Source organism: Siminovitchia sp. FSL H7-0308 (genome assembly GCF_037980985.1).
Lineage (GTDB): Bacteria > Bacillota > Bacilli > Bacillales > Bacillaceae_C > Siminovitchia > Siminovitchia thermophila.
This window is the reverse complement of record NZ_CP150282.1, coordinates 1,765,552-1,783,862: the sequence shown is the minus strand read 5'-3', so window position 1 is coordinate 1,783,862 and position 18,311 is coordinate 1,765,552. Positions and strand designations below refer to the sequence as shown.

The 18,311-nt window shown below is 42.3% G+C and carries 17 protein-coding genes and 1 CRISPR repeat array; of the genes, 1 reads left to right on the top strand and 16 read right to left on the bottom strand.

Translation table 11 applies throughout. From position 1 onward, the window contains the following. Positions 1-17: 17 nt before the first annotated feature. From MHB50_RS08490 to MHB50_RS08480, 3 genes are all read right to left on the bottom strand, one after another. Positions 18-1,349: an AMP-binding protein gene (locus MHB50_RS08490; RefSeq protein ID WP_077113382.1), complete on the bottom strand. Its 1,332-nt coding sequence runs from the start codon at positions 1,347-1,349 to the stop codon at positions 18-20. A 437-nt stretch (positions 1,350-1,786) separates the two neighbouring features. Then, a complete protein-coding gene (locus tag MHB50_RS08485; RefSeq protein ID WP_339163170.1) occupies positions 1,787-2,131 on the bottom strand; it encodes a hotdog domain-containing protein in 345 nt (114 codons plus the stop codon). Between the two features lie 138 nt (positions 2,132-2,269). Then, complete coding sequence (locus MHB50_RS08480) at positions 2,270-2,719, bottom strand: PaaI family thioesterase (protein ID WP_339163167.1); 450 nt, start codon at positions 2,717-2,719, stop codon at positions 2,270-2,272. 148 nt (positions 2,720-2,867) lie between these two features. On the opposite strand from MHB50_RS08480, the gene MHB50_RS08475 reads away from it, so the two are divergent. After that, entirely contained in the window at positions 2,868-4,226 is a 1,359-nt protein-coding gene (locus MHB50_RS08475; protein WP_340085140.1) for an amidase, read from the top strand. An 804-nt stretch (positions 4,227-5,030) separates the two neighbouring features. Here MHB50_RS08475 and MHB50_RS08470 read toward each other — a convergent pair. The 13 genes from MHB50_RS08470 to MHB50_RS08410 form a co-directional block, all read right to left on the bottom strand. Next, on the bottom strand, positions 5,031-5,201 hold the full coding sequence (locus MHB50_RS08470) for a YozD family protein (protein ID WP_077113379.1): 171 nt from the start codon (positions 5,199-5,201) through the stop codon (positions 5,031-5,033). A gap of 18 nt (positions 5,202-5,219) precedes the next feature. Further along, positions 5,220-5,462 (bottom strand): YozE family protein, encoded by a 243-nt coding sequence (locus tag MHB50_RS08465; RefSeq protein WP_077113378.1) that lies wholly within the window; start codon positions 5,460-5,462, stop codon positions 5,220-5,222. Positions 5,463-5,713: 251 nt separating this feature from the next. Further along, the gene (locus MHB50_RS08460) at positions 5,714-5,854 is read right to left on the bottom strand and encodes a YjcZ family sporulation protein (protein ID WP_077113377.1); all 141 of its coding nucleotides are present in this window, start codon (positions 5,852-5,854) and stop codon (positions 5,714-5,716) included. 102 nt (positions 5,855-5,956) lie between these two features. After that, positions 5,957-6,382, bottom strand: coding sequence for a peptide-methionine (R)-S-oxide reductase MsrB (gene msrB, locus MHB50_RS08455; RefSeq protein WP_077113376.1), 426 nt, complete (start codon positions 6,380-6,382; stop codon positions 5,957-5,959). Next, positions 6,369-6,914: a peptide-methionine (S)-S-oxide reductase MsrA gene (gene msrA, locus MHB50_RS08450; protein WP_339163161.1), complete on the bottom strand. Its 546-nt coding sequence runs from the start codon at positions 6,912-6,914 to the stop codon at positions 6,369-6,371. The genes msrB and msrA overlap by 14 nt, the downstream gene beginning before the upstream one ends. 35 nt (positions 6,915-6,949) lie before the next feature. Beyond that, positions 6,950-7,540, bottom strand: a complete 591-nt coding sequence (locus MHB50_RS08445) for a YpmS family protein (protein WP_339163158.1) — start codon at positions 7,538-7,540, stop codon at positions 6,950-6,952. A gap of 18 nt (positions 7,541-7,558) precedes the next feature. Next, positions 7,559-8,341, bottom strand: coding sequence for an SGNH/GDSL hydrolase family protein (locus tag MHB50_RS08440; RefSeq protein ID WP_340085139.1), 783 nt, complete (start codon positions 8,339-8,341; stop codon positions 7,559-7,561). 525 nt (positions 8,342-8,866) lie between these two features. After that, the gene (locus MHB50_RS08435; RefSeq protein WP_339163154.1) at positions 8,867-9,352 is read right to left on the bottom strand and encodes a dihydrofolate reductase; all 486 of its coding nucleotides are present in this window, start codon (positions 9,350-9,352) and stop codon (positions 8,867-8,869) included. Beyond that, positions 9,349-10,143, bottom strand: a complete 795-nt coding sequence (locus MHB50_RS08430) for a thymidylate synthase (RefSeq protein ID WP_339163151.1) — start codon at positions 10,141-10,143, stop codon at positions 9,349-9,351. Before MHB50_RS08430 ends, MHB50_RS08435 begins: the two co-directional genes overlap by 4 nt. A gap of 486 nt (positions 10,144-10,629) precedes the next feature. After that, a CRISPR array of direct repeats spans positions 10,630-11,945; the repeat unit is 32 nt; unit sequence ATTTCAATCCACGCACTCATATAGAGTGCGAC. A 713-nt stretch (positions 11,946-12,658) separates the two neighbouring features. After that, complete coding sequence (locus tag MHB50_RS08425; RefSeq protein ID WP_340085138.1) at positions 12,659-13,096, bottom strand: BrxA/BrxB family bacilliredoxin; 438 nt, start codon at positions 13,094-13,096, stop codon at positions 12,659-12,661. A 27-nt stretch (positions 13,097-13,123) separates the two neighbouring features. After that, entirely contained in the window at positions 13,124-14,257 is a 1,134-nt protein-coding gene (locus tag MHB50_RS08420) for a conserved virulence factor C family protein (RefSeq protein WP_340085137.1), read from the bottom strand. Between the two features lie 23 nt (positions 14,258-14,280). After that, positions 14,281-16,167 carry an ABC-F family ATP-binding cassette domain-containing protein gene (locus MHB50_RS08415; protein WP_340085315.1) on the bottom strand — a complete coding sequence of 629 codons (1,887 nt, stop codon included), beginning with the start codon at positions 16,165-16,167 and terminating at the stop codon, positions 14,281-14,283. Positions 16,168-16,625: 458 nt separating this feature from the next. Further along, positions 16,626-18,311 carry a formate--tetrahydrofolate ligase gene (locus MHB50_RS08410; protein WP_340085314.1) on the bottom strand — a complete coding sequence of 562 codons (1,686 nt, stop codon included), beginning with the start codon at positions 18,309-18,311 and terminating at the stop codon, positions 16,626-16,628.

Here is an 18,311-nt window from a genome sequence, read left to right as displayed (position 1 = left end):
TTCGACACTCCTTTCCTTTAAGTAAGCATGATGGGACTGCTCTTTCTATGATCGATAATTCTGACCGCTTTCCCTTGGGATCGCGGCAAACTTTTTGGTTTATTCACGACCGTTTGAATCGTAACAAGGCAGGCTGATTTTAATTCATGCTTGATTCTTTGTTCAAGCAAATGAATTTTTTCACATTGTAAATCATTGCCTGCTGCTGTATAAAACTCTTCATTTACTTCAACATGAAGCTGAGCTCCGTCGAGTGCGCCATTTTTCACGAGATGAATTTGATAGTGTGGCGCCAATCCCTTTATTTGCAGAAGAACGCGTTCGATTTCGGAAGGAAATACATTGACGCCGCGGATGATGATCATATCATCTGTACGCCCTTTAACTCGAGACATTCTTGTTGTCGTTCTGCCGCATTGGCACTTTTCCCTGGTAATGGAAGCAATATCGCCGGTCCGATAGCGAATAACAGGAAAGGCTTCCTTCGTCAATGTTGTAAAGACAAGCTCTCCTTCTTGCCCTTCATCTACAGGCAGCAATGTATCCGGATCAATCACTTCAACGAGAAAATGATCGTCTGCAATATGGAGCCCATCCTGCGCCTCGCGGCACTCTATGGATACACCCGGCCCCATAATTTCGCTCAATCCGTATATATCGACAGCTTTAATACCGAGCATCTCTTCCAATTCTGTCCTCATCTCTTCCGACCACGGTTCAGCTCCAAAAATCCCATATTCAAGTGTATTGTCACTTGGATGAAGACCCATTTCCTTCATAGTTTCGGCAATATTCAGTCCGTAAGAAGGAGTACAGGCAATCCCTCTTGGCTTAAAATCCCGGATAGCTAAAATTTGTCTTTCTGTATTTCCTCCTGAAATGGGAACGACTGCACAGCCAAGCTCCTCTCCTCCAAAATGCAACCCTAAACCGCCCGTAAACAAGCCATAACCGTATGCATTTTGAAAGACATCCCCTTTTCTGCCTCCGGCGGCCACAATGGCCCTCGCAATCAGTTCCGACCAAACGGCTATATCATTTTTTGTATACGCCACTACTGTCGGCTTTCCGCTCGTTCCGGAGGAAGCATGGAGACGGACAATATGATCGATGGGTTCTGCAAACAATCCAAATGGATATTGATCCCGCAAATCTTTCTTTGTCGTAAAAGGAAGCAATGCGACATCTTCCAGTGATTGTATCTGTTCAGGCTTTATATTCTGCTCATCAAATTGATGTTTGTAAAATGCCACATTGCTGTAAACTTTGTCAATGGTATTCTGGAGACGTCCAAGCTGTAGTACTTTCACTTGTTCATTTGACAGCGTTTCCATTTCAGGATTGTACATTCCCTTTCCCTCCATTTACATTGCATAGTGAATTTTCTATAACAAATAAAATGTGACGTTTATCTTATTGGTTATGTTTTAATGTAATATCAATAATCATAAAAGTCAACTATCTTTTCGGAAAATTGAGTGTTTTTTTACTTCATCACTTTTTATGTATTTCGGAAAGCGAATATTTCACTTTTATATAGATGTGAACAAATATTTTAATGATTTTGTTTACATTAAAAATGGATGATGGTATCTGCTCTGAATATGAAGGTCATCGTTTTAGTTTTGTAATAGGGTCGCAAGACGGGGGTGACAAAACAGGCACGGTTAAACATTTTACCTGTTGGCTCTTGTTAGCCAGCCATTGGAAGGTGTATGTTTATATTTTTCGAAATAGCCAAATAAATGGTGCGTGACAGGGGGGAATGTACATGTGTAAGAGATGCTTATTGGAGAGGAAAAAAAGAGCCAGACTCATTTCTTAAGGGCTGGGCTCCCTTTTCCAGTTCATCGATCGGGACAAAACAATCATTTTTCCGATAAACGGTCGTGGTCGTATCCATCACAGCAACGACATGATCGTCGCTTTTTACGTGAATTCTATACCAAGCAAGCGTATGGGGCCGCTTTTCTTCCCGAGCCTCCGCTTGTAACAGCTCCCCCTTTATGGCAGCTGCCATAAAATTCATTGTCACAGATGTTTTCCCATATGAATTGCTTGCAGCGGCGGACACATAATCAGCGATGGCGAACATAACCGCCTCGTGTACCGTCCCATGTGTATTTAGCATGTGTTCTTGAACATCCAAAGTAGCTAAAGCTGTTCCTTTTGCAACTTTATTTCGAGATGATTTGCATAAGGTTCCTCTTTTAACGTATCGTAGATTTCTTGATAGAAGATGTCATAAACTTGATCGCCGTCTATCTTCTCATGTATTCGCCCCTCCCCTATCTGATTCAGCACGATTGATTAACTGCGATGAAACACATGAGGCGGCTTTTTTTCCATTTTGCCTCAATTCGGCTGTCACATATGCAACGGAGCGCCCGAGCCTCTCCACTTCGGCAATAATTTCCACCTCTCCCTCCAACACTGGGCGATGGAAAGTGGTATCAAGGTCGATTGATGCAAAACCCTCTTTTTCTGTTAATAAGGAAGATATGGCATAGGCCATCGTAATATCTGCGGCCGAGGATAAAAAGCCGCCCATGGCGACACCCAGTCCATTTATGTATTTACGATCAACCTGCCATATTCCGCGTGCAATTCCGTTCTCGGCACTATGGATCGTGATTTGCATTGTTTGATCACAAGGAGGCGGAGTTAGACGTTCTGTTACTACCTTTTGTAAATCGGTAACACTATATTTTTTAATCATGTATCCTGGCTCCTTTTATATCATATTTTAAACGAATTATAACTTTTTCGTTATATTAAATCAATTCGTTTTTTCAATTTTAAATTTTTTAAAAATGGATGTGATATAGTTAGGTTGATGTTTTCAATTTTTGGAGGGGGTGTACGGAATGTTTACTATTCAAGAGTTGCTGGATGGTTATCGAAAAAAGAAGTTTTCTCCGGTTGAAATCACCAAATCGTATATCGAAAAAGCAAAAGCAACGGAAGAAATGAACGCCTTTATAACGATTACGGAAGAAAGGGCGCTCCATCAGGCCCATATTGCCGAGGAGCGGTGGACATGCGGGGAAGCTGGGAAATTGGAGGGGATTCCGGTTTCTTACAAGGACAATATTTTTGTAAAAGGATTCCCTGCCACCAGCGGTTCTCAAATTGACCGGGAATTTATACCGGAGCAAGATGCCAAGACAGTGAAAGTATTAAGACAGGAAGGCGCAGTGATGATCGGCAAGACAAATATGCATGAATTCGCATTCGGGATTACAAATCACAACCCTTTTTACGGTCCGTCCAGAAATCCGTGGAATCCAAAGCTTATTTCCGGCGGTTCCAGCGGCGGATCGGCTGTTTCGGTAGCGCTGGATTCCAGTATGATCTCCATCGGGACAGATACGGGAGGATCGGTCCGGATACCTGCTTCATGCTGCGGCCTCGTCGGCCTAAAACCAACCTATCAATTAATAGATCATTCCGGGGTCTCTTTAATATCCTGGAATTTGGATCACTCCGGTCCCATTGCCCGGACAGTTGGGGATGTATCCATTGTCCTCGAAGCTTTAACGGGGGATCATTATTCATTTAATGAGCATGAGGTGAACATCCGCGGACTTAAAATAGGTGTACCGTTGCATGTCTTTAATGAACGAATGGAAACAGAGATTTTACAATGTTATAAAGATGTTTTGAAAAAACTGGAAGCGATCGGGGCAATATTGGTAGATGTAGAAGTTCCTTACACTGAGGAAATGGAGGACTTGGCATTTACGATTGCCACGGCGGAAGCGGGCCATGTCCATAAAGAACGGGCAAAAAAGCATTTGGACAAATACGGTGACGATGTGCGGCTCGTAATGGAAGCGGCAAAAAACATCACTGCACTCGAATATATATCCGCACTGAAACGAAAAGAAGAAATAGCCAGTGCTCTCAACAATGTTTTTACGGAAGTGGATCTGATCGTTACCCCTACCTTGCCTGTCTTGCCCATAGAAATTGGAAAAGAGATGGTTAACATCCAAGGAGACATTGAGCCGCTTTTTAATTGCATGATCCGATATACATCTTATTTTAATGTCACGGGCCACCCCGCTTTATCGATTCCAGCCGGACTGAGCAAGGAGAAGCTCCCGATCGGCATACAGTTGATTGGCCGCCATTTCAGGGAAAAACAACTCTTAACAGCAGCAAAAGCATTTGAACAACAATATTTAAGCGCATTTTACAAAGAAAGAATTGAGGGGTTTTAAAAAAAGAAATAGCAGATTGTTTATTTCAATCCACGCACTCATATAGAGTGCGACTCCCCTCAACTTTGTACCTCACTTTTCTAATTTGAATTCCAATCCGCTCACTTATGTAGGCCATGCAGGCAATTACACGCTCTTAGTCGGCGAGCCTTACCCTAGAAGCGATCGTAAATTTCTAAGGTAAACCCAGGCTGCAGCGCCCTCAAATGCTTTTCTTCATGAAATGGAAGCTTTCTTGTCCTATCGCTTCGTAGCACCCTTACCGGCCACCTTTATGGCTGGTATCCTTAACATGGTTTCTATGGAAGATTATTCTTATCCTGCTGGCTTGAACATCGGGTTTTGGCTGGGCAGTTAATTTCCCACTTACCATTCTCGTTTTACATTGCGTGGGTAAAAATTAGGCTGGGACATAAGCAAATACGAAATAGCAAAAACCGAACAATTCATTTATAATTGTTCAGTTTATTTATGTTAAAAAAATCCCTATCATCGCTACGTCAAAATATTTCGCTTTCCTGCGGGATCTTCAGCTCGAGCTATTCCCGCAGGAGTCTACTTATTTTGACTACGCTTAAGGCTTGCGTATTATACACTGGGACAATTTATCCGGCATGTAAGGTGCCGTAACATGAGTGAATACAAAAAGTCTAAGTGGGAGAAAACGGCACCTAAATGCCCGATTGGTTCAACTAACATTCAGTAGAAGCCCTACTTAATGAAGTTTCACTTTATTGTTCGTTTTTTCATCAGCTGATTTTGTTGTGGCCCAGCCCCATTTTTTCTATCAGCGAACAATGGATGTTATGTATCCACATCTTCATCAATCATATGTTTTGCGAGCAAATATTCAAAAGTGATATCTGCTATTTCAGCGATATCTTCTTCTCTGGGAACGAAGCCCCGTCTTAACAGCTCCTGATAAAAAAATTCAGCTATTTCGTCCGTATCAACAAAAACATCCATTTCATGCATACAACTCGCCCCTTTTTGTCATATTTGCTTATGTCCAGATTGATTCTCTGATTCCAAATATAACTCCCAAGCCTGGTCAAACAGGACCATCGTTGGCAAATAATTTCCGTTTAATTCCAAATAAGTGCTGATTTCATCGTAATCCTCTGAATGCTTTGGAAAACTATGATCATGATAGGCCGCATTGGCAAAACGGCTGATTTCGTCCGTCGTTTTATCTTCCCGATATTTCATCAAAAAGTGAAAAAATGATTTCCGCATTGGTTGCACCTTCTCCAGCATGTCGTGTATACAGATAATATAGCGAATTGAACGCGACAAGTAAAAACTTTTGTTTTCGGACCGCCAGATTTAAAGAATAAGAAGCTTGGCCACCGTCAAAACTCAACCGAACGGCCGTCTAGCGAGTGGCGAATGAACCTTCTTAAATCGGCACAACGCAGATGTGTTGGCAGTGTTCTTCCTTATCCTTTCACGAAATAAACCCCCTATTCGGGGGCTCGTCGTTTTCATTAAAAGCACCAGCATGCTCCAATAATGACAAGTAAAATAAACAACACAACAATCAGCGCAAAACCGCCGCCAAATCCTCCAACGCCATATCCATATCCATATGCCGGATAACAATAATCGTAACAACCGCCATAGTACATGATTTTCACTCCCCAGTAATTGGTTGTTTCGTTCATATACTATGTATATGTCTAATGGGCCGCATGTGCAATTGCCTAATTTATTTAAAAAAATGATTCAAGTTATCGAAACAACTTTACATATTCGCCGTATCCTTCTTCTTCCAGCTTGTCTTTTGGTATAAAACGCAAGGCCGCAGAATTAATGCAATAGCGCAGTCCTGCCGGCCCGGGACCGTCGGGAAATACATGGCCCAAATGGGAGTCCGCCGTTTTACTTCGTACTTCCGTCCTCACCATTCCGTAGCTTACATCTTCCTTCTCGACGATTTCACTTTCCTCAATCGGTTTTGTAAAACTGGGCCAACCGCAGCCCGCATCATATTTATCATGCGAACTGAATAAAGGTTTCCCCGAAATGATGTCTACATATATTCCTTCTTCTTCATGATCCCAATATTCATTTTGAAACGGCGGTTCCGTTCCATTATTTTGCGTTACTTCAAATTGTAAAGGCGTTAATCTTTTTTGAAAATCATCTTTTTTCAATACGTTCACCCCAATGTTTTAGGATAAAATCGGCCCGACCTGAACCGTGCTGATAGGCATTGTACCGCTCCGGATTTTTCTTATAAAAGTCTTGGTGATATTCTTCCGCCGAATAAAATGGACCCGCGGGTTCAATAGCAACAGCAATGGGCTTTGAAAATTTCCCGCTTTCGTTCAATTCCCGTTTGGAAGCTTCCGCCACTTCCCGCTGTTCTTTATTGTGGTAAAAAATCACTGGTTTGTACGATTCCCCCCGATCGTAAAACTGCCCTCCGGCATCTGTTGGGTCAATTTGCATCCAGTAAATATCAAGGAGCTGTTTATACGTCATTTTCCCTGAATCAAATGTGATTTGTACAGCCTCAACATGGCCAGTTTGTCCATAGCATACTTCTTCATATGTCGGGTTTTCCTTCGTGCCTCCGGTATATCCAGAAACAACTTTTATGATACCAGGCAGTTCATCAAATGGTTTCACCATACACCAGAAACATCCACCGGCAAATGTAGCTGTCTCGTATGTTACTTTCATGTCGCAACTCCTCCTTTTCCATATTGTACTGGCTATTACTCGGAAGGGACAAGCATTCTTAATGAAATACGGTCTTCTTTCAAATTAAATTCTTGAACACGAACCTGGATGTCATTATTAAGCCTCATACGGTGCAACGCCACATACACTTGTTTATCGTTCGGAAGTATGGTCACCCATTCAGGCAGTTTGTAAGCATCCCGGATAAACTTTAATATGTATGAAACGGGTAGCTTGACATCGCCAAGGGATAGATTTTTCTGTTTCAATATAAGATCTCCATTCTCCAGCGCTATCGGTTCAAAAGTCATTTGTAGCTGCAGCGTTTGGGAAAAGACCGATACCTCCCCGTACAGTTCGACCTCATCGGTTAAATATACATTGTAATGTATAGGACCATTTAAGCCTTCTTTTTCAATATAGTGGTTGATGAGCTTGTTTAAATCTTCCTTTTGGACCGATATGATAAATTCGGAATGGGTTTTTTCATTTACCTCAGTATTACGGGGAATTTTTTGCTGGTCTGACCCTGAGAAAAGAAACCATAACAGAATGCCTGTAACAAGCAGATTACATATAATTAATCCAGTAAAAGCGTATTTCCATACATTTTTCTTCTTTCCCATGCTTCACTCCCCCCCCCGTTACTGATAAATATAGTCTTCCCTCTCCATATATTCAAAAATCCGTTTGGCTATTTTTTTATATCCGCGGCTGTTGGGATGGAAATAATCTGTATATAGAAGGCTTTCTTCATTGTTTTTAAATATATCGTCTACTGGGACAAACAAGGCGTTATCATAATTGGCAACCGTTTCAGCACTTACATCATTCCAATTTTTCACAACCATATCCATTTCTTTCATATCCGAAAACCATTTTATAAACGGATTATAGATTCCAACAAGAATAATGGCTGCCGTACTGTTATATTCCCTTACGGTCATTAAAATTTCCTGCAGTCTGTTGCGATATCCGGTTTCTGCCACAGAAAATGTATCGACCTTGAGGCCCAATAAATTGTCTTTTATCACTTGCATAATGTCATTGCCGCCAATTGTAATAATCACCGCTTCCGCTTCTTGGATGTTGTACTTGATCGCTGGATTTTTCAGCCGCTTTAACAATTGATCCGTTCTGTTTCCTTTTACCCCGAAGTTTTGAAATTCAGCATGTTTAATGCCTTTTAATTGTTCAATATCCTTCTTTAAAAAATGAATATATCCATTCACATTCTCTCCGGAGCCCACACCTTGGGTTAAAGAGTCGCCAATGGAAACCACTTTTATATTTTTCGGGATAAAGTTTTCAGGCGGAGCTCCCTTCGCCTCCATCCGAATTTCCTTTTCACTTAATTCCTTATATGGGGCTGAACAACCAGCTACGATAAAAACTAGCGACAAAATGAAAAGAACGTGTTTTTTCATCTTAAGATTCACTCTCTTTTTTTGGTGTTCTTATTATAACATGATATGCTGAATGCGATGAAAAGCTTGACAAAAACATGCTTGCTGTTATGAAGCTAACCGTTAATAAGCAGTGAGGAGTCAGCGTTTCAACCACAACAACAAAGCTCTGACATTTATTTTTATGATAAAAAGTATTTCTTGAAGCTTTATACAAGATCATACATGCGTCACTGTTTTTTCGAACGTGAAAAAAAGACGATCAATTATATGATCGCCTCCTATTAGACATAATATGAAAATCCGCTCTACTATTCGTGTGTACGGCTGCTGGGGATTGGAAACATTTGTAAAATGAGAATTTGTGGTATACCCCTATGACATACTAATCTGACAATATTTTCCAATTGAAATTGAGTTTGTCCGAAAAGTAATATTTCAGCTTAAAATTAAAAAGAAAACCCAAGATTGCCGTAAAATCAACATTCTTGGGTTTTAACTTTTAGTGCATTTACTCTAATTGGGACTTTTTAAACCAACCTCATATTAGCTTCGTTCATATATGCGAAATTCATAATCATAGGGGTTTTTCTCGTTTTTTGGCCCTGGTTTTGTCGAAACGAGACGCCATTCGTCCCAGTTGACATCTGGAAAGTACGTATCCCCTTTAAAATGGCAATGGATTTTTGTTACATATAAACGGTCAACTTCATCTAAAAAAAGGCGAAATATTTCTGATCCACCTGTAATAAAGACTTCAGAATCATATTGTTCAATCCATTCAAGCAACTCGTCCTTTGAGTGAAAAACAAGACAATCTTCCGCTTGAAATGCCTTGTCCCTCGTTAAAATAATGTTTTTTCTTCCGGGAAGGGGCCTTCCAATCGATTCAAACGTCTTTCTCCCCATCACGATCGGATGCCCCATCGTTGTTTCTTTAAAATACTTTAAATCCGCCGGCAAACGCCATGGCAGTTCATTGTTTTTTCCTATTAATCCATTTTCGTCTTCCGCCCATAGAAAAGAGATCATACACTTACCACCCCTTTTATATGAGGATGCGGGTCATATCCTTCCAATTGAAAATCTTCAAATGTGAAAGTGAACAAATCTTTTACATCTGGATTGATTTTCATTGTAGGCAATGGCCGCGGATCACGTGACATCTGAAGCTTTACTTGTTCAATATGGTTCTGATAAATATGGGCATCACCAAATGTATGCACAAATTCACCGGGTTCCAGGTCACAGACTTGAGCCATCATCATCGTTAACAATGCATAGGAAGCAATATTAAAAGGGACACCGAGAAAAATATCCGCCGAACGCTGATAGAGCTGACAGGACAATTTTCCGTTGCTTACATTAAACTGGAATAAGCAATGGCATGGGGGAAGCGCCATCTTATCAATATCGCCAACATTCCAGGCGTTGACAATGAGGCGCCTGGAATCCGGATTTGTTTTAATTTGGTGGAGCACATCCTTAATTTGGTCAATCGTTCGGCCGTCTGCCGTTTCCCAGGAACGCCACTGTTTTCCGTATACAGGACCCAAATTTCCCTCTTCGTCGGCCCATTCGTTCCAAATTCGAACCCCGTGCTCTTGCAAATAGGCAATGTTTGTATCACCGGCCAAAAACCAAAGCAGCTCGTGAATAATGGACTTCGTATGAAGCTTTTTGGTCGTTAACAACGGAAAGCCCTTCTGCAAATCAAACCTCATTTGATAACCAAATAAGCTGATGGTTCCTGTACCGGTCCGATCATTTTTATGTACCCCTTTTTCAAGGACCTCTTTACACAACTTCAAATATTGTTCCATAGAAATACACCCTTCCGCTAAAATGATTCATACATGGTGGGAGCGGACTTTTCCCCACTCACACTACTTTTATTCCTCATTAACTCAAAAGGAGGACAACCGCTTTAGAAAGGCTTGCCTCAGCGTGTAACTACCTGTAAAAAGCCCAATTGGCTGAGGCCGATAGGGCAAGGAATAAACAACAGCACTGTTTCAAAGATGACGGTCACAAAGATGGCTGCCGCAAGGTATACTTTTGCAAACAAAGCGATAGAGTAAGGAAAGTCCGGCAGCCTTGGCACCTCACGAAAAAAAGATAAACTTCGGGTGCCTGACTGGCCTAGGCTTACCAACAGGCAGGACGCTTTCCATCTTAGCCTTTATCCCAAAGGCAAGAAAAGATTACTTTTATATGTAATATTCGGACGAAGTAAACTGGCAGATATAGAGACTTCTATCCAGCAGAGTGCGACATATTATATCACGAAAACGGAGGAATCCACAAATGTTTCAAGTCACGCACTCATATAGAGTGCGACTCAAAGGGCGTAAAATCGTCCTCATTCAGCCCTAATTTCAATCCACGCACTCATATAGAGTGCGACACGCAAGGGAGCGATTTTATACATGGCAACATTTATTTCAATCCACGCACTCATATAGAGTGCGACACTCCATGTGAGTGCGACTTGATAACAATTGCTGAATTACGTGCAAAGCATGATTTCAATCCACGCACTCATATAGAGTGCGACTTCAACGGCCGCCCGGAAGAAGTGACAAAAGGGAATTTCAATCCACGCACTCATATAGAGTGCGACCTGATCACCGCTGTTAACATTGTCAGACTCAAATCCAATTTCAATCCACGCACTCATATAGAGTGCGACTGGGCACCTCCGCTGTCTTGATTGCTTCGCTAAATTATTTCAATCCACGCACTCATATAGAGTGCGACATTGTCCCGTCGTCTCATCGTTATCCATATTCAGATTTCAATCCACGCACTCATATAGAGTGCGACTATGATGAAGCATACTTGCGGAATCTCAACATCATTTCAATCCACGCACTCATATAGAGTGCGACCATGATGGTCGCCGACAATGAAGGTGAGCATCTATATTTCAATCCACGCACTCATATAGAGTGCGACGCAGATGTCATTAAAAGTATGTCAGTAAGGTGGAATTTCAACCCACGCACTCATATAGAGTGCGACAGGGGGGTTTTTTATGACTAAGCAACATGTAAAAAAATTTCAATCCACGCACTCATATAGAGTGCGACAACATGTGTCCATATCTCGTTACAAGGATTATCCTATTTCAATCCACGCACTCATATAGAGTGCGACCGCCGACGGAAAGACAACTCCTGCCGAAAAGCAGATTTCAATCCACGCACTCATATAGAGTGCGACCAAATCCCAAAACATTGCTCTTATACATTTTTTATTTCAATCCACGCACTCATATAGAGTGCGACGTAATCCTCGTCCTTGATCCGGACGGTCTGCCCCAAACATTTCAATCCACGCACTCATATAGAGTGCGACGAGGGAAAGGGTACTGCTTATCTGCATATCACCATTTCAATCCACGCACTCATATAGAGTGCGACTGATATGCTTTTGCAAAATCGGCTGGCATTTTTGATTTCAATCCACGCACTCATATAGAGTGCGACAAACAAATACGCCACTTTGGATCAGATCATTGATATTTCAATCCACGCACTCATATAGAGTGCGACGTGATTACCTGGCAGGACGGGAGGCCCACGCATTATATTTCAATCCACGCACTCATATAGAGTGCGACAGCGAAAATTTCCCTAATAAATGGAAAATCGACCCCTAAATCTAGCAAAATAGCCTGTTTGTTGGGGGAGTTCGCCTGCGTTCTCTTCAATTTTACCATATATTTCCGCTTTATACTGGCTTTTTTGGTGCGGGTCCCCTAGAGATTTTATGTTCGCTTGGGGTCCGCACCAAAGTCTAAGCCCTATATTTTATGCACATTGACATTTCTATTTTTTTAACTAAAAGTCCCTTAATCGAAGTTCCATATTTCATCCACGGACTCATGGAAAGTGCTGCTGAATCATTTATCGTTGTCTAGCTTCAGCACCGAGCGTCTAGCAATCTTCGCTCCCTTCCCTCCACACAAAGCTCCTCTGCCTGGAAATATAAAGAGGTAGATTGAAAGAAAGCAGTGGCCCGCCTCCATTTCTCCGTATAAACAGTGAAAAACGTATCTTATTATACCATATCATAGGGCTAAATAAGATCATTTCAAACCTGTGCGATGAGGGTGAAGACGATGTTCAAACAAGGATATGGACCCTCAAACAATTGAAATAAAAATGGAAAAAATTTTATGATAAGGTATAATATGATTATTGCTTTGACTAAAGGAGGAGTAGAAGTGACTGCACTTATCTATATAGGCTGTTTCGTAATGATCGGCTACTTCGTTTATTTAGCCATTGCAGATTAGGGTTTTGGGCAGAAATTGCCCAAAACCCTGTTTTTTTAAGAACAATACTTTTCAAATGCGGTTGTTAATTCTTGTACAATCTGTTCCATCTCATTGTCTTCAATTTGATCACGTGGAACAAAAAAGACGATTTCCTTTCCTTTTAAAAGGGCCATTGAAGGAGATGACGGCTCATAGCCCGTAAAATATTCACGCATTTTGGCTGTCGCTTCCCTTTCCTGGCCGGCAAAAACGGTCACCAAATTGTCCGGCTTCTTTTCACTTGCCTGAACAGCCTGAATGGCCGCCGGCCTGGCTAGCCCCGCGGCACATCCACATACGGAATTGACAACGACAAATGTCGTGCCTGTGACCTCGTTCATAAAGTTTTCCACATCCTCGGGGGTAAGGAGTTCTTTGAATTGAGCGTGAACAAGCTCTTCCCTCATCGGTTTTACAACTTGCCTCATATATTCCTCATATGCCATCGACATGGGCATACCTCCGTTCCTGTTATTTATTCAATTTTTTTGCTTTCTGGCTTCAGTCATTTGTTTCCATACAGAACCTTTTGCTTCCTCGCCGCCTTCGATCCGCTCGATCGCCATTTTGATTTGCAGTCTGACTTCAAATTCCGGATCGTTCTCCGCCGCTTTTAATGCCGGGAGGACACGTTCATCTCCCACTTCATATAAAAACATGGCGGCGCGCCAGCGGACAATTTTACTTTTGTCTTCCAATGCTTTGCTCATTTCTTCCATGGCTTCGGGAAAACCAAGATCAGACAGGCAGTCCCCAGCTGTCCTGCGTACGGTAACCGTCTGATCTTTTAATCCCTTATACAACAAGGGCAATACCTTTCGGTCTTCGATCATGCCAAGATAAACGACCGCGAGCCTGCGGATAGATGATTTTTCATCATGAAGAGCTTTTTCCAAAACGGGGAGATCCTCAAGCGTCGGGTTTTCCATTTGCTCCAACAGCTGATACCTTTTTCGCCAATCAGGGTTGTCAAGCATCTCTTCTGTCAACTTTAAATATTTTTTTGTCTGTAAGGGACTATCCACTTCATTTTTCAAGGCTCTGTCGACAAGTTGCTTAAGCCGATCTTCAGGATACGCTGCACCTAACTCTTCCACTACTTGCATACCGATTTCATCAAGTTCACCATAACGTACGCCCATATCTTTCCATTTTCGCAAAAGAACATAGTTCTCTCCTTCAAGCTGGGCAGCCTCCATGGCCATTATAAATCTATCAGGCAACCCAAATCGCTTTTCCTCTGTCCCAGTCGTCAATTTAACCTGGATCGGAATGTTTTTAAATAGCTGCACCTGTACATCGACTTCTCCAAAGTGCTCATCCACTTTTCCCTGTTCTGTTTCAATGCGATTGTCTTCTTCCCCGAAAATTTCGCGGACTTTCGGCAGTATCTCTTCCCATGAATACTTTCCATGCCTTTCAACAGCTAAAAAATCCGCAACATGGTATACGCCTTTTACGCCATCTATTTGCAAAATGGATTGAATATAGGGCGGGGCTTGGCCGACATGTTCTTTCTTATAATTATTGCTTACCCCCGCTGCCAATTCCTCATCTAAAATCACTTTCATTGTATTCGGGCTTGGTGTCGGTTCAATCGTTTTAATTCTCACGGCAATCCCCTTTCATCATTTCATTAAAAGCTTTCATTGTCCAGTTCAGACAAATATGTCCACCTTTCAATCAAATGTTCCAGATTGGCACTTTCATTCTGAATCTTTTCCATGATTTCCTGGGCCCGTTCAAAATTGCTGCCAGTGTCATTTAGCTCCTGTTGCAGCACTTCCAGTTTTTCTTCTACTTGTTCAATGTCTTTTTCAATGGTTTCCCATTCTTTTTTCTCTTTATAAGTCATTTTCTTCTTTGATGCAAGTAAAGTAGCTTCTTTTTTGCTTTCCACTTTGCGGTCAACTGGAACTTCCGCTAGTTGTTCTTTCTCAATATAGTCGGTAAAACTGCCGTAGTAATGGTCAATCTGGCCGTTCCCATGAAAAACAAGCAGTTCCTTAGCTGTTTTGTCCAGAAAATATCGGTCGTGTGAAACAGAAATCACTACACCTGGAAATTCTTCTATAAAGTCTTCCAACACGGTCAATGTTTCAGTATCGAGATCATTTGTAGGTTCATCAAGCAGTAAAACGTTCGGCTTAGACATAAGCAGTCTCAATAAGTATAAGCGGCGCTTTTCTCCACCGGACAGCTTCCTGATCAGTGTACCGTGTGTGTGCTTCGGAAAAAGAAACCGTTCGAGCATTTGTGCCGCTGAAAGAACATCTCCCGAAGATGTTTCAATCTCATTCCCGAGCTCTTGTATATAAGCAATCATTCTTTGGTCGCCGTTCATGTCCTCATTCGTTTGCCTGTAATAAGCTGTTTTGACGGTTGGACCGATATCAAGCGTTCCCGTGTCAAGAACTGTCTCGCCGGCTAGTATATTTAGAAATGTTGATTTTCCGCTTCCGTTCTCGCCGACAATGCCGATGCGGTCCCCTGGTTTTAAGATCCAGTTGAACTCGGACATGATTGTTTTATGGTCAAAAGACTTAGAAGCATTCATGAATTCAAATACTTTTTTTCCAAGCCGGGAACTGCCGATCGTGATATCAGGATTTTCTCCCGTTGAAAATCCCCCCAACTTCGCTTCCAACTGTTCAAACCGTTGAATTCTTGCTTTTTGTTTGGTCGATCTCGCTTTCGCCCCGCGTTTAATCCATTCCAATTCTCTGCGATACATATTTCGGCGCTTTTTTTCCGCCAACATTTCTTCTTCTTCCCGGAGGGCTTTTGCCTCAATATATGATTGATAATTTCCATCATAAAAATATATGTTTCCATCATGAAGTTCGGCCATTCGGTTTGTAACCCTATCTAAAAAATAACGGTCATGAGACACGACAACAAATGCCTTATCGTATTTTCGCAAATATTCTTCCAGCCACTGAATGCTTCCATAGTCCAGATGGTTTGTCGGTTCGTCCAGCAACAGCAAGTCCGGCGTGTCTACAAGAACTTGAGCCAGTGCCGCACGTTTCTTTTGACCTCCCGATAAATAGGCTGCTTTTTCATTGACGTTGGCAAAGCCCAGTTTCGATAAAATCTTTTCCGCATTCGTCACCGCGTCCCAGGCGTTTTCGGCATCCATTTTCCGTTGTATGTCATATAATTGTTGCTGATATAGTTCGTTTTTCGGGTTTTTGTCCAATTTGGCAAGAACTTCTTCATATTTCTTGACAAGCTCCATAAGGCTGGATTTCCCCTGAAACACAATTTCCAGGACAGTTAAATGATCATCCAGCTCCGGGACTTGGGCCAAATAACCGACCGTATAATCTTTCGGAGATGCGAAAGAACCTGTATCAGGTTCTTCCACCCCCGCGATTACTCTAAGAAGGCTTGATTTTCCCGTACCATTTACCCCTACGATGCCGATCTTGTCTTTTTCTTGAATATGAAAGTCAAGGTTTACAAATACATCTTTTTCTCCATAAGTTTTAGAAATTCTTTTTGCCGAAAAAACTTTCATAAATAACCAGTCCATTCTCCTATATAAGGCGAAACTGTAAGCAGGAGAGGTTTTTGTATCCGCTAATTAGAAGCAAATAAAGCCTAAGCTCGCATATCCTGTTGGCAAGCTCAGGCAGCTACTCCCTTTCGTTTCGCTTAATCTATAAATACCTATAAAAAAACGCGCTGTGGCGCTTCCGAATGTTTCTTCTGCCCTGTTACCCCGCAATCTGGCGGTTACTGGAAGTTCCCCTCCAGCCAATCCTTTTCAGAGCGAGAGTCTTGCTGCCAGTTAACGCCGGGATCAGACAAAACTTTCAAGAAACGGGGGCTTTTTTCCCACTGATTGTTAGTTGATCCGTTCGGGCGTTTAGGTGGCAATTGTTCCAGGACAACTCTTTAGACCAAGGGTTTTACTGCCATTAACGTTGGATAAAATTGGGCACGACCAGTGATGCGGTACGTGCCCAATTATTTTTAAAACAACCCGAGAGCTCTTCCTTGTTCATCGACATTCATTTGATACGCAGCCGGTTTTTTTGGAAGGCCGGGCATTGTCATCATTTCCCCAGTCAAAGCCACAATAAATCCCGCACCAATCTTCGGCTTCAGTTCTCTTACATGAATTGTAAAGTCAGTAGGCCTGCCCAGTTTGGCAGGGTCATCGGATAGTGAATATTGAGTTTTCGCCATGCAGACAGGCAAATCGCTCCATCCATTTTCCGCAAATTCCTCTAGTTGTTTAAGGGCCTTAACGGAAAATTCCACATCTTTTCCGCCATAAACTTTTTGGACAATTGTTCTGATTTTTTCGTCCAACGGAGCAGTCGTGTCATACAAATATTGAAACTTCCGGTCATTTGTTTCCATTTCACGTAATACTTTCTCCGCCAGATCGATGCCGCCAGCTCCGCCTTTCGCCCAAACCTCTGTTAAGGAAACGGGAATGGAGTTGCCTGCACACCATTCTTGCAAAACTTGAATTTCGGATTCGGAGTCAGCCACAAACCGGTTGATGGCAACAACAAAAGGCAAGCCGAATTCGGAGATGGTTTCTGTATGTTTTTTCAAGTTTTCCAGTCCTTTTTTAAGACCCGTAATGTTTTCATGCTTTAACTCGTCCTTTGGTACGCCGCCATGCATCTTTAACGCGCGGATCGTCGCAACGATAACCACTGCCGCGGGTTCAACACCCGCACTTCTTGATTTAATGTGAAGAAATTTCTCCGCTCCAAGATCAGCGCCGAAGCCTGCTTCCGTTACCACAAAGTCGGCAAGTTTTGCTGCTGTTTTTGTCGCCATTACGCTGTTACACCCGTGTGCGATATTGGCAAACGGACCACCATGAATAATGGCCGGTGTATGTTCAATCGTTTGAACCAGATTTGGTTTTAAGGCATCTTTCAGCAGAAGCGCAAGCGCCCCTTCACCTCCAAGATCTTTTACGGTCACAGGTTTGCGGTCAAAGTCATATGCAATAACCATGCTAGACAACCTGCGCTTCAAATCATCCAAATCCGTCGCTAGGCATAAAACCGCCATAATCTCCGAAGCGACAGTAATGTCAAAACCATCTTCACGAGGAATTCCTTGACCCGGACCGCCCAATCCAACGACCACTTCCCTCAAAGCCCGGTCATTTAAATCGACAGCTCTCTTCCAAACGATTCTCCTCTGGTCAATCCGCAACTCATTCCCTTGGTGCATATGGTTATCTAACAGCGCAGCCAATGCATTATTGGCAGTGGTGATCGCGTGCAAGTCACCGGTAAAATGCAGGTTGATATCCTCCATCGGCAATACCTGTGCATACCCGCCCCCGGTTGCACCGCCTTTGATCCCCATCGTAGGACCAAGAGAAGGTTCTCTTAACGCAATCATTGTTTTTTTCCCCAGTCTTGACAAAGCATCACCCAAACCAACTGTTACAGTAGACTTGCCTTCACCGGCAGGGGTTGGATTGATTGAAGTGACCAAGATAACCTTTCCGTTTTTTTGTTGCTCCAGCTCCCTCATCTTTTCATAAGAAATTTTCGCTTTAAATTTCCCGTATAACTCAATATCGTCCTCAGTAAGGCTGACTTTTTCGGCAATTTCGAGGATGGGATCCAATTTCGAACTTTGGGCTATTTCAATGTCGCTTAACGTTTTTTTCTCATCCAT

Coding starts and splice junctions, on each gene's coding strand:
- MHB50_RS08490 (WP_077113382.1), bottom strand. CDS start 1,349: ATGTACAATCCTGAAATGGAAACGCTGTCAAATGAACAAGTGAAAGTA.
- MHB50_RS08485 (WP_339163170.1), bottom strand. CDS start 2,131: ATGCTAAATACACATGGGACGGTACACGAGGCGGTTATGTTCGCCATC.
- MHB50_RS08480 (WP_339163167.1), bottom strand. CDS start 2,719: ATGATTAAAAAATATAGTGTTACCGATTTACAAAAGGTAGTAACAGAA.
- MHB50_RS08475 (WP_340085140.1), top strand. CDS start 2,868: ATGTTTACTATTCAAGAGTTGCTGGATGGTTATCGAAAAAAGAAGTTT.
- MHB50_RS08470 (WP_077113379.1), bottom strand. CDS start 5,201: ATGCATGAAATGGATGTTTTTGTTGATACGGACGAAATAGCTGAATTT.
- MHB50_RS08465 (WP_077113378.1), bottom strand. CDS start 5,462: ATGCGGAAATCATTTTTTCACTTTTTGATGAAATATCGGGAAGATAAA.
- MHB50_RS08460 (WP_077113377.1), bottom strand. CDS start 5,854: ATGTACTATGGCGGTTGTTACGATTATTGTTATCCGGCATATGGATAT.
- msrA (WP_339163161.1), bottom strand. CDS start 6,914: ATGAAAGTAACATACGAGACAGCTACATTTGCCGGTGGATGTTTCTGG.
- MHB50_RS08445 (WP_339163158.1), bottom strand. CDS start 7,540: ATGGGAAAGAAGAAAAATGTATGGAAATACGCTTTTACTGGATTAATT.
- MHB50_RS08440 (WP_340085139.1), bottom strand. CDS start 8,341: ATGAAAAAACACGTTCTTTTCATTTTGTCGCTAGTTTTTATCGTAGCT.
- MHB50_RS08435 (WP_339163154.1), bottom strand. CDS start 9,352: ATGATCTCTTTTCTATGGGCGGAAGACGAAAATGGATTAATAGGAAAA.
- MHB50_RS08430 (WP_339163151.1), bottom strand. CDS start 10,143: ATGGAACAATATTTGAAGTTGTGTAAAGAGGTCCTTGAAAAAGGGGTA.
- MHB50_RS08425 (WP_340085138.1), bottom strand. CDS start 13,096: ATGTCGATGGCATATGAGGAATATATGAGGCAAGTTGTAAAACCGATG.
- MHB50_RS08415 (WP_340085315.1), bottom strand. CDS start 16,167: ATGAAAGTTTTTTCGGCAAAAAGAATTTCTAAAACTTATGGAGAAAAA.
- MHB50_RS08410 (WP_340085314.1), bottom strand. CDS start 18,311: ATGGATGAGAAAAAAACGTTAAGCGACATTGAAATAGCCCAAAGTTCG.